Source organism: Pseudodonghicola xiamenensis DSM 18339 (assembly GCF_000429365.1).
GTDB lineage: Bacteria > Pseudomonadota > Alphaproteobacteria > Rhodobacterales > Rhodobacteraceae > Pseudodonghicola > Pseudodonghicola xiamenensis.
On the sequence record NZ_AUBS01000002.1, the window covers coordinates 1 to 13,006 of the forward strand.

The 13,006-nt window shown below is 64.1% G+C and carries 13 protein-coding genes; 4 read left to right on the forward strand and 9 right to left on the reverse strand.

The window, feature by feature from the left end; translation table 11 throughout:
- A partial coding sequence (locus G455_RS0102885; protein WP_028092298.1) for a transposase occupies positions 1 to 266 on the reverse strand: 266 nt, incomplete at its 3' end.
- 107 nt (positions 267 to 373) lie between these two features.
- Complete coding sequence (locus G455_RS23200) at positions 374 to 1,900, reverse strand: MFS transporter (protein WP_035366049.1); 1,527 nt, start codon at positions 1,898 to 1,900, stop codon at positions 374 to 376.
- A 102-nt stretch (positions 1,901 to 2,002) separates the two neighbouring features.
- Here G455_RS23200 and G455_RS23205 point away from each other — a divergent pair, with 102 nt between their 5' ends.
- From G455_RS23205 to pdeM, 4 genes are all read left to right on the forward strand, one after another.
- A complete protein-coding gene (locus G455_RS23205; RefSeq protein WP_084436998.1) occupies positions 2,003 to 2,701 on the forward strand; it encodes a MarR family winged helix-turn-helix transcriptional regulator in 699 nt (232 codons plus the stop codon).
- Positions 2,702 to 2,708: 7 nt separating this feature from the next.
- Positions 2,709 to 5,129 carry a ligase-associated DNA damage response DEXH box helicase gene (locus G455_RS0102900; RefSeq protein ID WP_028092299.1) on the forward strand — a complete coding sequence of 807 codons (2,421 nt, stop codon included), beginning with the start codon at positions 2,709 to 2,711 and terminating at the stop codon, positions 5,127 to 5,129.
- Positions 5,130 to 5,235: 106 nt separating this feature from the next.
- Entirely contained in the window at positions 5,236 to 5,913 is a 678-nt protein-coding gene (locus G455_RS0102905) for a ZinT family metal-binding protein (RefSeq protein WP_028092300.1), read from the forward strand.
- A 69-nt stretch (positions 5,914 to 5,982) separates the two neighbouring features.
- The gene (gene pdeM / locus G455_RS0102910; protein WP_028092301.1) at positions 5,983 to 6,645 is read left to right on the forward strand and encodes a ligase-associated DNA damage response endonuclease PdeM; all 663 of its coding nucleotides are present in this window, start codon (positions 5,983 to 5,985) and stop codon (positions 6,643 to 6,645) included.
- Positions 6,646 to 6,716: 71 nt separating this feature from the next.
- Here pdeM and G455_RS25480 read toward each other — a convergent pair whose 3' ends face one another.
- From G455_RS25480 to G455_RS0102945, 7 genes are all read right to left on the reverse strand, one after another.
- Positions 6,717 to 7,553, reverse strand: coding sequence for a LytTR family DNA-binding domain-containing protein (locus tag G455_RS25480; RefSeq protein ID WP_051312122.1), 837 nt, complete (start codon positions 7,551 to 7,553; stop codon positions 6,717 to 6,719).
- 276 nt (positions 7,554 to 7,829) lie between these two features.
- Positions 7,830 to 8,714 carry a bifunctional methylenetetrahydrofolate dehydrogenase/methenyltetrahydrofolate cyclohydrolase FolD gene (gene folD / locus G455_RS0102920; RefSeq protein ID WP_028092302.1) on the reverse strand — a complete coding sequence of 295 codons (885 nt, stop codon included), beginning with the start codon at positions 8,712 to 8,714 and terminating at the stop codon, positions 7,830 to 7,832.
- Complete coding sequence (locus G455_RS0102925) at positions 8,711 to 9,007, reverse strand: chorismate mutase (protein WP_084436975.1); 297 nt, start codon at positions 9,005 to 9,007, stop codon at positions 8,711 to 8,713. Before G455_RS0102925 ends, folD begins: the two co-directional genes overlap by 4 nt.
- 93 nt (positions 9,008 to 9,100) lie before the next feature.
- A complete protein-coding gene (locus G455_RS0102930) occupies positions 9,101 to 10,771 on the reverse strand; it encodes a formate--tetrahydrofolate ligase (protein ID WP_035366053.1) in 1,671 nt (556 codons plus the stop codon).
- Positions 10,772 to 10,853: 82 nt separating this feature from the next.
- Positions 10,854 to 11,456 (reverse strand): hypothetical protein, encoded by a 603-nt coding sequence (locus G455_RS0102935; RefSeq protein ID WP_161629383.1) that lies wholly within the window; start codon positions 11,454 to 11,456, stop codon positions 10,854 to 10,856.
- 64 nt (positions 11,457 to 11,520) lie between these two features.
- The gene (locus tag G455_RS0102940; RefSeq protein ID WP_028092306.1) at positions 11,521 to 12,117 is read right to left on the reverse strand and encodes an MOSC domain-containing protein; all 597 of its coding nucleotides are present in this window, start codon (positions 12,115 to 12,117) and stop codon (positions 11,521 to 11,523) included.
- Between the two features lie 39 nt (positions 12,118 to 12,156).
- Positions 12,157 to 12,939, reverse strand: a complete 783-nt coding sequence (locus tag G455_RS0102945) for a methyltransferase domain-containing protein (protein WP_028092307.1) — start codon at positions 12,937 to 12,939, stop codon at positions 12,157 to 12,159.
- Positions 12,940 to 13,006 lie beyond the last annotated feature (67 nt).

Here is a 13,006-nt window from a genome sequence, read left to right on the forward strand (position 1 = left end):
AGCAGGTTATAGTCCATCTGCTCCATCAACTGCCGTTCCGAGCGGATCGAGAACAGGATCTGGAGAAGGCTCGCCCGGATCAGGCGCTCCGGCGCAATGGAGGGGCGGCCAAAGTCGGTATAGAGCGCGTCAAACTCGGCATCGAGGCTCGTCAGTGCATCGTTCACGATCTGCCGGATCTTGTGAAGCGGATGACCCACAGGGATCCGCTCCTCAAGGTCAACATAGCTGAACAGCGACTCGCTCGCTTCGTCCGTCCCACGCATCGTCACCCTCACCACCGCTGCCGTGCCGGAAGTGAATCATGTTCTCAAAACCGCGTCGAGACCGGCCTTTTTCAGCAGCCTGTTAACCCCCGAGGGCGCGATGCGGATCATTCCGCCGGCGCGGCTTCCTTCGGCAGCGGCACCCGCGCATCCAGCGGCTGTTCGACCATCAGAAGCGAAATCAGACAAGCGATCACCGCCATGACGGCGGCGATCCAGAACACCGGATGCAGCGCCAGGGCGATGCCGTGGGTGACGGTTTCGCGCAATTCCGGTTCCATCGCGGCGATCATCTCATTGCTCAGCGCGCGGGGATTGATGCCCCCCAGGGCCCCGCCCAACTGCCGCGACAGCCCCATGGAGAAAATCGCCCCGAAGATTGCCGTCCCGATCGACCCGCCGATCAGCCGGAACATATTGGCGCTGGCGGTGCCGATGCCGACCATGTTCAGCGGCACCGCGTTCTGGATCGCGGCAACGCTGACGCCCATCACCGGGCCGATGCCGACCCCGGCCAAAATCATCGACAGTGCGATGCGCCAATTCGGCGTCTCGACCGTGGCCGTGGCCAGCGATGCCATCGCCAGCATCAGCAGCAGCGTCGAAAAGACCGGCAACAACCGGTAACGCCCGGTGCGCATCATCATCTGCCCCGCCGCAAAGGAGGAGGAAATGATCCCCAGCATCATCGGAAAGGTGAACATCCCCGACAGCGCCGGCGACATCCCCTTCACCACCTGCATGAAGAAGGGCACGAAGGTGATGGTGCCGAACATGGCGGTGCCGACGATCAGCCCGACGCTATTGGACACCACGAAGTTGTTGATGCGGAACAGGCGCAGCGGCAGGATCGGCTCCTTCGCGCGTGCCTCGACGAAGATGAACAGTGCCAGCGCCAGCAGCACCGCGGCCAAAAGTCCCATCATCTCGGGGCTGGTCCAGGCGAAGGTACTGCCGCCGAGGCTCGCGGTGATGACGGCAAGCGACAGCACCAGCGCCAGGCTGCCGGCGCCGATATAGTCGATCGACGGCTTGCCCCGCGCCCCCGCCGAGGGCAGGCAGATGGTCAGCGTCACCAATGCGGCCAGCCCCAGCGGCAGGTTCATCAGGAACAGCCATTGCCAGGGCGCGTGCTGGACGATGAAGCCGCCCGCCAGGGGGCCGATCACGGTGGACACACCAAAGACGCTGCCCAGCATGCCCTGATAGCGGCCGCGCTGGCGTGGTGGCACCGCGTCAGCGACCGCCGCCATCGACACCACGATCAGCCCACCACCGCCAAGCCCCTGCACCCCGCGCCCCGCCACCAGGACCCAGAGACTGGGCGCCAGCGCACAAAGGATCGAGCCCAGCAGAAACACCCCAATGCCCACCTGCAGCACCGCCTTGCGCCCGAAGAGATCACCCAGCTTGCCGCAGACCGGAGAACCGACGGTGGCCGCCATCAGATAGGCGGTGATCACCCAGGTGATCTGCGACAGCCCGCCCAGATCGCTCAGAATCGCGGGCAATGCGGTGGTGACAACCGTCTGCCCCAGCGACGCGATGAACAGCACCGAGGCCGCGCCGATGATCACAAGACGAATACGCGCGCTCTCAGGTCCTTCGGTCGGGCTTGGGGTCGGGGCGGGCACGTGGTAATCCTTGGCTGTAGGCTGCAATGACGGCGCGGTAACGGCTCTTTTCCGGCGCGCCGCGCAGGCAGGGGACGCACCCCTCGCTTGTTTGTTGCCAGCATGTATGTGCAACTTGCAATTACATGTCAACAACATGTAATTGTCTTCACCATCCGCGGGCGCGGATGCAGTCTGGAGGACGGACCCATAGCCGAGCGCAACGAGGCCCTGGCGGAATTTCTGAAAAACGCCGGAATCGACCGTGAGATCACCCGTGCCGCACTGGAGATCGACGCGACGCTGCAACGCTGGCGCCGTCGGGTGAACAAGCGCGAACTCGGCATCGCCGCGCTGAAGGCGCTGGGGCTGGAAGAGGAAATCGACCTTGCCCAGCTTGACGTGCTGATGGCCACTGATGCGCCGGGCAAGGAGTTCGGCTGCGAGGAAGAACCCGAGACCATGGTCTCGACCATCGCCACGAGGCTCAGGATCGACCCGTCCCGCGCCTCGCGACTGGTGAGCGAGCTGATCGCCAAGGGGCTGGCGCTGCGCACCGTCAGCCAGATGGACGCCCGCCGCACTATTGTAGAGCTGACTGAAAGGGGCGCGGCCATCGTCGAGGCGGTGCGGCGGTTCAAATTCCTGGTGATGGGCGAATTCCTGTCCGGCTGGACGGCAGAGGAGATCGAAACCTTCATCCCCCTGTTCAACCGCTTCGCCGCCTGGACCAGCGACGCAGGCGCCGTCGGCCCCGACCGGTTTCCCGAAGAGATCGGCGAAATCGCCGCGCGGCTGCGCACCATTTCCGCGGTGTCCTGAGACCGCGATGCCCGGCCTACCGCCGCAGATCGCCGGCTGGTTCGCTGCCCGCGGCTGGGACATCCACCCGCACCAGGCCGAGATGCTGGCCCGCGCTGGCGATCCCGCCACGCTGCTGATCGCCCCCACCGGCGGCGGCAAGACCATGGCGGGGTTTCTGCCGACGCTGGCCGAACTGGGCACCGATCCGGCACCGGGGTTGCATACCCTCTATGTCTCGCCGCTCAAGGCGCTGGCGGCAGATATCAAGCGCAACCTGCGCGCCCCGGTCGAGGAGATGGGGCTGAAGATCCGAATCGAGGATCGCACCGGCGACACCACCCAGACGCAGAAAAAGCGCCAGCGCGCCGACCCGCCGCATATCCTGCTGACCACGCCGGAAAGCCTGGTACTTCTGACCTCTTATGAGGACGCGCCGCGGATGTTCGCCGGGCTGAAACGGGTGGTCGTCGACGAAATCCACGCCTTGGCCGAATCGAAGCGTGGCGATCAGCTGTTGTTGGCGCTGGCGCGGCTTCAGCACCTTTGCCCGGGGCTGCGCCGCGTCGGGCTGTCGGCGACAGTGGAGGATCCGGCGGCGATGGCGCGCCTGCTGGCCCGTCACCCCGATCCCTGCGCCATTATCCAGGCCGATCCCGGGCCCGACCCCGATATTACCATGCTGCAGACAGCAGAGCTGCCGCCCTGGTCCGGCGGCGGTGCCGCCTATGCCATCCCGGCGGTACTGGCGCAGATCAAGCAGCACCGCACCACGCTGATCTTTCACAACACACGGGCACAGGCGGAGATCTTCTTTCACAACCTGTGGCTCGCCAATGACGACAGCCTGCCGATCAGCATCCATCACGGCAGTCTCGACCGGGTGCAACGGGAACGGGTTGAGGCGGCGATGACCGCCGGCCAGTTGCGCGCCGTGGTCTGCACCGGCAGCCTCGATCTGGGCATCGACTGGGGCGATGTCGATCTGGTGATCCAGGTCGGCGCGCCGAAGAACGTCAAACGGCTGGTGCAGCGGATCGGCCGGGCCAACCACCGCTATAACGCGCCCTCAAAGGCGCTGCTGGTGCCGGCCAACCGGTTCGAGGTGGTCGAATGCGTCGCGGCGCTGGAGGCGGTGCGCGATCATGCGCTGGATGGCGATCCGCGCGGGCCCGGGCCGCTCGACGTGCTTTGCCAACAGATCCTGATCCTGGCCTGCGCCGGCCCCTTCGATGCCGATCAGCTTTATAAGGAGGTTCGCAGCGCCGGCCCCTATGCCGCCCTGCCGCGTGCCGATTTCGACGATTGCCTGGAGTTCTGCGCTACCGGAGGCTATGCGCTGAAAGCTTATGACAAATGGCGCCGGTTGATGCAGCGGCCCGACGGGCTGTGGCAGCTTCGCGACCCGCGCAGCGCCCAGCGGATCCGGATGAACATCGGCACCATCCAGGACAGCGACCAGTTGAAAGTGCGGATGAGTGGCCGCGGCGGCAAACCCCTGGGCGAAGTGGAGGAGGCCTTTGCCGCCTCTCTCACCGCCGGGGATACCTTCCTGATCGGCGGCCAGATCGTGCGATACGAGGGCCTGCGCGAAATGACCGTGGTGGTCAGTCGCGATGCCGCACGCAAGCCCAAGATCGCCACCTTCTCGGGCACCAAATTCGCCACCTCGACACAGCTCAGCGCGCGAATTCTCGCGCTTTTCGCTGCCGACGACTGGCCACAGCTGCCACGCCATACCGCCGACTGGCTGGCGCTGCAGCGTCAGGTGTCGCGGCTGCCGCAACAGGGCCGGCTGCTGATCGAAAGCTTTCCTCATGAGGGGCGCGCACATCTCTGCGTCTACGGTTTTGCCGGACGCAACGCACAGCAAACGCTGGGCCTGCTCCTGACCAAACGGATGGAAGAGATGGGGCTTGCCCCGATGGGCTTTGTCGCCACCGATTACGCCACGCTGATCTGGGGGCTCGACCCGCTCGACGATCCGGCGCCGCTGTTCGACCGGGCGGCACTGCGCGACGGGCTCGACCATTGGCTGGCGGGCAACGCGGTGATGAAACGCACCTTCCGCGCCAGCGCCACCATCGCCGGGCTGATCGAACGGAACATCCCCGCCGCGCAACGCAAGACCGGGCGGCAGGCGACTTTTTCCTCGGACATCCTTTACGACACCTTGCAGAAATACGACCCCACCCACCTGATGCTGCGGATCACCCGGACCGAAGCGATGCGCGGCTTGGTCGATTTCGGCCGGATCGAAGAGATGCTGGACCGGGTCGGCCACCGGATCGACCACATCCGACTGGATCGCGTCACCCCGTTAGCGGCACCGTTGCTTCTGGAGATCGGCCGGGTGCCCGTCGCCGGCCAGGCTGAGGAACGGCTGATGGCCGAGGAAGCGGCGCGGCTGATGGCTGCGTCCGGGCTGGCCGGCCTGACACAAGGCTAGGCCGCCCGGGGGATTGCCATTCAGGGGCGAGTTCTCTACCCCAACGGATACGTTATAACGTAACGATTCGAATGATCCCCAAGACCACCTGAAAGGGTTGCAAACAATGAAAACCACGATCACGCGGCATGTCGGTGCAATGGCCATCGGGGCGATGACGCTCTTCGCGGTAGAAGCCCAGGCCGAGCAGAGCGCCAAGCCGGCCGACCACACCCACGCCCATGACCACAGCCATGGCGACGACCTGCAAAAGCAGATCTACAACGGCTATTTCGAGGACAGCCAGATCGCCGACCGGCCGCTGTCCGACTGGGAAGGATCCTGGCAATCGGTGTTTCCGCTGCTGATGAACGGCACGCTCGACCCGGTGATGTCGCATAAGGCAGACCACGGGACCAAGACCGCCGCCGATTACAAGGCCTATTACGAAATCGGCTATAAGACCGATGTCGACCGAATCGTGATCAACGGCGATCAGGTCAGCTTTTACACCGGCGACACCGCGGTCACCGGCACCTATGCCAGCGACGGGTTCGAGGTTCTGACCTACAAGAAGGGCAATCGCGGCGTGCGCTTCATCTTCGCCAAGACCGCTGGGGACGCGGACGCACCGGGCTTCATCCAGTTCAGTGACCACGGTATCGCCCCCCGGAAGGCCGACCACTATCACCTCTATTGGGGTGATGACCGCGCCGCGCTGCTGGAGGAGGTCACCAACTGGCCGACCTATTATCCCGCTGCGCTAAGCGCGGATCAGATCGTACACGAGATGATGGCACACTAATCGCCTTCCCCGCAGGGGGCGCGTCGCCGCCCCTTGCCTTTTGCTCCGCCCCGGATCATGGAACGGAGCATGAACGGTTACGACTTCACCCTTGCCGGCGTTTCGCTTGTGGCACTTGGCAGCGGCGCGCTTTGGTGGCCCGATCAGCGGCTGCTCTGCGTTTCCGACCTGCACCTGGGCAAATCCGAGCGGCTCGCCCGGCGCGGCGGCAGCACATTGCCGCCCTATGACACCCGCGACACGCTGAACCGGCTGGCAGCCGATCTGACCCGGATGCAGCCGCGCATCGTAGTCTGCCTGGGCGACAGTTTCGACGATCTCGACGCCGCCCGCGCCCTGCCCCAAGATGAGCGGCAGTGGATTGCCAAACTACAGGCGGGGCGCCGCTGGGTCTGGGTCGAAGGCAATCACGATCCAGGCACCACGGGCTTGGGCGGAACATCCTTGACAGAGCTGCCGGTCGCGCCGCTGACCTTCCGGCACATCGCCCGCCCTGGTGCGAGCGGAGAGATTTCGGGTCATTATCACCCCAAGGCCACGATCCGAAACCGCGGTCGCGCAATCACCCGCCCGGCGTTTCTGATTGACCGTGCGCGCGTATTGCTGCCGGCCTATGGCACCTATACAGGCGGCCTGCGCAGCGCAGACGCCACGCTTGCCACACTCATGCGTCCCGAGGCGCTGGCACTGCTGACCGGCCCCGTCGTCCATGCCATTCCGATGCCGCGTTGACGCATCGGAAAATGAATCATTTCCCGGCCCGGAATTTTCGAAAATTCCGACACCCGCCGGGGGACCGCAGATCAGAGAATACCGGCCTCTTCCAATTTCGGCTTATAGGTCCGACTGACCGGCACCCGGTCTCCATTGGACAACCGCAGGAAAATGCGCGCGCCTTCCCGCTCCACCCCGTCGATCGCATCGCGTGCGACCCAATGCGACCGGTGCACGCTCTGGCCTTCGACCGTATCCATTTCGTCAATCGCGTCGGCCAGACGCATCCGCAGACGTTCGCAGCCGCTGGCCGATGCCACCTCGACAAAATGATCCTCGGCAGACAATCGCAGAATCGGCCCCGGGAAATCCTCGGGCAGACGCCGCAGCAGCCGAGCCGGCTCGGGGACCGGCGCCGAGAGCCCCTCCTCGCGCGTGACCGGCAGACACTCCTCGACAGGGTCGGGTTCCGGCAGTTCTAGCTGAGCCGGGAGAGACAGCGGCGCCAAACCGAAGGACACCCGCCGATCACTGCCCAGCACCAGCGGCGGCAGCACCCTGCGTGTCACCACCACCCCCAGAGAGATGAGCGCCACGAATTGCAACAGATGCAGGAAGACCGCGACGCTCGGCGCCCCCTTCGGCAACAGCCACAGGTTCAACCCCATCAGCACCGGCGTGAAAAACAGGCTCATCAACACAACGACGGTTCCATCCACCACCCAGAACCGCTGTGACAGACGTTGCCCCACACGGGCACAACAGCTTGCCATCAAGGAAGAGATCACCACCACCAGCGACCAGTAGAACAACCTTCGATTGAAACTGAATCCATGAGTTCCGAAGGGAGCACCATAGGCCGCGAGGAAGGAAAACACTGCCCATATCACGACCTCACTGCGTGACACCTGGGGCAGAAAAGACATGCGGGTTGTGTTCCGCTTCGGAAAAATACCCAATAATTCGCCGTTCTATTCTTGTCTCCGGAGACCACCCTAAATGTCTATGCCGGGAGAGAAAATGCGCTTCCGGTAATATTTTCCGCTACGTCAACAATCTTGGCGCAATTTGCATGTCGTTTGGTCAGAAATTACCGCCAGAGGCCAGCCGGGAAAATGACCGCCGCAACCTGAGGCTGAAACAGCGCCAGACGGCGCGGCGCCCCATCCGCCAATGGTCCAGCGGATGGGGCAACCCTCTGATCAGGCGGTCAGCCCATCGGGCTCGGCCAGGCCATGGGCGCGGCTGCAAGCGGTCAGCGTATTGGCCAGCAGGCAGGCGATGGTCATCGGCCCGACACCACCCGGCACCGGGGTGATGGCGCCGGCCACCTCGACACAGCTTTCGAAATGGCAATCGCCCAGCAGGCCGTTGCGCCCCTCGACCCGGTTGATGCCCACGTCGATTACCGTGGCGCCCGGCTTGATCCAGTCGCCGGTCACCATCTCGGGGCGGCCAACGGCGGCGACGACGATATCGGCGCGCTTGACCACCTCTTCGATGTTCTTGGTCCGGGAATGGGCGATGGTCACCGTGCAGCTATCGCGCAACAGCAATTGCGCCATCGGCTTGCCGACGATGTTCGACCGGCCGATCACCACCGCCTCAAGCCCCGAGAGGCTACCGTGATGGTCGCGCAGCATCATCAGGCAGCCCAGCGGCGTGCAGGGCACCATGGCCTTCTGCCCGGTCGCCAGCAGCCCGACGTTCGAGATATGGAATCCGTCGACATCCTTGGCCGGGTCGATCGAGTTGATCACCAGATCCTCGTTCAGATGGCCCGGCAGCGGCAGTTGCACCAAGATGCCATGCACCGCCGGATCGGTGTTGAGCTGGTCGATCAGCGCCAGAAGATCGGCCTCCGACGTCTCGGCCGGCCGCTTGTGCTCATAGGAGTTCATGCCGACCTCGACGGTCATCTTGCCCTTGGACCGGACATAGACCTGGCTGGCCGGATCCTCGCCCACCAGCACCACGGCCAGACCTGGGGTGATCCCGTGATCGGCCTTCAGCCGCGTCACATGTTCGGCCACCTTGCCGCGCACCTTGGCAGCGAAGGCCTTTCCATCAATGATCTGTGCAGTCATGTTCTGTCCTTTCCCTCAGGGCCAGAGGACGGACCCAGCACCGTCTCTTCCCGGGCGATGGCCCATTCGATCATTTCCCGCCAGAGCTTATCTGCCAGATCGGGATCGAGCCCCACCTCGGCGGCATTACGGCGCGCGTTCGCGGCAACTTCCTCTACGCGCGCGGGAATACGCGCCGGCAGATTCTCCAACTGCTTGAGTTCGACCGCACGGTCGATGCAGGCAGCCCGATCGGCAAGGAGGTCAATCAGCTTGCGATCCAGCGCGTCGATGGTCTGGCGCAGCTCCCGCATGGTTCGACAGGTCTTCGGTGAGGTCACCCGGCGTCTCCGTCTGTGATGCTTCCAACGCCCTCATAGGGCAGCGGGGCTGCGGGCTCAAGCCGGTCAGAACAGGCCTTCGATCTGCCCCAGATCGTTCAGGTGGATCGTTTCCGCAGCCGGCACCCGGGGCAAACCCGGCATGGTCATGATCTCGCCGCAGATTGCCACCACGAAGCCCGCGCCGGCCGACAGGCGCACCTCGCGCACCGGGATGACATGCCCCTCGGGCGCGCCCAGCAGGGCCGGGTCGGCGGAAAAGCTGTACTGTGTCTTAGCCATGCAGACCGGCAGATTGCCGTACCCCGCGGCCTCCCATTCCCTGAGCTGGGCCATGACCTGGGGCGGCGCGGTGACCTCGACAGCGTGATAGATGCGCTTGGCGATACAGTCGATCTTGTCGAAAAGGCCAAGATCATCGCCATAGAGCGGCGCGAAATCCGCCACACCGCTGTCGGCGATTTCGGCCACCCGGGTCGCGAGCTCGAGGCTCCCGGCTGAGCCCTGTTCCCAATGACGGCAAAGGATCGCCTCGGCATCCAGAGCGGCAACATAGTCCTTCACCGCGGCGATCTCGTCGTCGGTATCCGAGACGAAATGGTTGATCGCCACCACCACCGGCACGCCATAGTCCTGAAGGTTGCGCAGATGCCGGCCAAGGTTGGCGCAGCCCGCCGTCACCGCCGCCACATTCTCGGCCCCCAGATCGGATTTGGCGACGCCGCCGTTCATCTTCATCGACCGCACCGTCGCCACCAGCACCACGCAATCGGGCGCCAGCCCCGCCTTGCGGCACTTGATATCCAGGAATTTCTCCGCCCCCAGATCGGCGCCGAAGCCGGCTTCGGTCACCACATAATCGGCCAGCTTCAGCGCCGTCCTGGTGGCGATCACGCTGTTGCAGCCATGGGCGATATTGGCGAAGGGGCCGCCATGGACGAAGGCCGGGGTATTCTCCAGCGTCTGCACCAGATTGGGCTGCATCGCATCTTTCAAAAGCACCGTCATTGCCCCGTCGGCCTTCAGGTCGCGGCAGGTGATCGGGCTCTTGTCACTGCGATAGGCAACGATGATATCGCCCAGCCGCTTCTGCAGATCGTCCAGATCGGACGCAAGACAGAGAATCGCCATCACCTCGGAGGCCACGGTGATGTCGAAACCGCCCTGCCGGGGCGAGCCGTTCGTCACGCCACCCAGGCCCACCACTATATCGCGCAGCGCCCGGTCGTTCATGTCCATCACCCGCCGCCAGGTGATGCGGCGGTCGTCGATCTGCAGATCGTTGCCCCAATAGATGTGATTGTCGATCATCGCCGCCAGCAGGTTGTGGGCACTGGTGATGGCGTGGAAATCGCCGGTGAAATGCAGATTCATCGCTTCCATCGGCACCACCTGGGCGCGGCCGCCGCCCGCGGCGCCACCTTTCATGCCGAAGCAGGGGCCAAGGCTGGCCTCGCGGATGCAGATGGCGGCCTGCTTGCCGATCGCCGCCAGCCCGTCACCCAGCCCCACCGTCGTCGTGGTCTTGCCCTCGCCCGCCGGCGTCGGGTTCACCGCCGTCACGAGGATCAGCTTGCCTTCCGGTCGATCCCCCAGCCCTTTGATGAAGTCCTGCGAAATCTTGGCCTTGTCATGCCCGTAGGGGAGCAGCGCCGTATCGGGCATTCCCAGCATCGCGGCAATCTCTGGCATCGGAAGACACCGGGCCTGGCGGGCAATTTCTATATCGGTCTGCATCGTCGCTCCTCTCGGCCTTGTCAGCTTGGCATTCCGATACCCAATCCCACAGGCGGGAAACAACACTTTAAAGGAATGCGCCCTAATCCCTGCGCCAGGCAACATACAGTGCCTGACACAGTCCCAGCGCAAAGAGCGCCTCGAAACCTTCTTCCAGAATATGCAGAGGCACGGACCAGCCTTCCCCCACCACGCCCCGTTTGAGCACCTCTTCACTGAGTTGGGCCAAGATGGCACAAACCACGGCCCGATTGAAATAGGCCAGCCAGGCGCTGTGTTGGCGCAATGCCCGCCACCCCTGAGGCAGCCCCCAGATAAGAAGCGTCAGGACCGACCACAGCGCCACCACCGCATAGAGCCCCCCGATGACACTGGCCAACGACAGCCCTTCAGTGCGATAGAAGGCCAGCGTCAATACCCGCTCGTCGAAGATCCACAAGTCGACAGGTAGCTCTCGCAGACCGAGCTGAAAGAAGCCAAAGGGCAGGAAGAGTTCCTTCCACAGATAGCGCACTGGAATGATCCAAAAGGACAGGCCTGCGGCAAGAAACAGCAGGCAGGCAGACCAGATTTCCAGCGGACCGTCTTCTTCCGCGAACGAGCCGGGTTGTCCCTGAAGCAGCCAAAAAACCAACAGACCAGAGAAAAAAGACAGCAACATTGCTGTCATGTACTTAACCTTCATTGCCCGACCTCAGATCGAATGTGACGGCTGAGTAACAGAATGGCAACGAAGTGCAAGCCAGAGCTCAGCGGTGCAAATTGGACCCCGATTGCCAGGCGCGCTGAGCTGGAATGAAAAGTCCAAGCCGGTCCCCAACCGCCAAAGCGCCCGGACGTTCGACCCAGGCGGTCACCCCGCGCAGCCCCGCCGCCGCCGGCTTGAAGGCGGCGCCCCGCCCCGGTTCTTCGGCTTCGATCTCACGGCCAGGCAGGACGCAGGGCAGGTTCTCCATATCCACGGTGAGCGTCAGCCCACCCGCTGCCTGCAACCGCGACGACGGCGGTACATGGGTGAAATCCGGAATGCCGCGCAGCACCATCGTGGCGCCCAGCAGCGCCGGTTCCAGCCGTTCCATACCCATGCCCTCGGCGATCCGCCCCAGCTCTTCTTCCGAGAGGATCGACAATTGGCGAACGTTGCGGATTTTCGTATTGCGCGGATAGAGGTTCAGCACCCGCGAACAGGACGGGCGGACGGCGCCGCCATGGCGATCCTCGACCAGCCCGTCAAAGCCCAGCTCCAACCGCTCCGCCGACCGCGCTCTGAGCGATCGACCTGCCGCCGGCACATGGCCCAGCCAGATGACCTCGGCCTCGAATTCGGTTTTCACAAGTGCCGCCATCGGCTATTTTCCCCCGTCGCCGCTCGCCCCCTTCGGGTATCACATCCCGGGGGTCCGCAACACGAAGAACAACCGACGGAAGGGGAAAAGCACCGACCCGTCGGCGCGCAGCGGATAGATATGGCGCACCGCATCGTCATAAAGCCGGCAGAGTTCCGCCGCAGCTTCGGACGGCAGGGCATCGAGCACCGGGCGGGCAAAGGTCGAACTGGTGAAAAGCCGTACCGGGTGGCCTTCCCGCTCGGGCGGAAGTTGCTGGAAATAGTCGGTTTCCCACAGCGACAGCTCCCCCAGCGGGGCCAGCATATTGAAATAGTCGGCCGGTTCCAGAATGCCGGGAGAGGTTGCGGGATCGAAATGGCCGGGGAAATGCCGTTCGACCAGATCATGCCACAGCCGGTGCGAAGGCGCCGGGTTCTGATGCGGCATTTGCACCGCCAACACCCCGCCCGGTGCCAGGAGGCCGGCCAGACGCGGCAGCAGCAGGGGATGATCGGGCAGCCAATGCAGCACCGCGTTGGAATAGATCAGCGCGAGCGGCGCTTCAGGGGTCCAGGTCGCGATATCAACCTGCTCCAACCGGTCATAGGCGCCAGTGGCCTCGGCCTTGGCCAGCATCGCCGCCGAATTATCCAGCCCCAGCAATCTGCGCCCGGGGAGTCGATCCCGCAACAGGGACCCCGCCACCCCGGCACCGCAACCCAGATCACACAGTGCCCCCGGCGGCAGGGCTCCGATGCGGTTGGCCAGATCAAAGGCCGGTTGCAAGCGCAGATCGCGAAAACGGGCGTAGAGATCGGGGTTCCAGTCGGTAGCGGTCATGGCGTGGACTCGAAAGATGAATACATAAACTGTATACAACGGCATACAATTCATGTCCAGCCGGGGC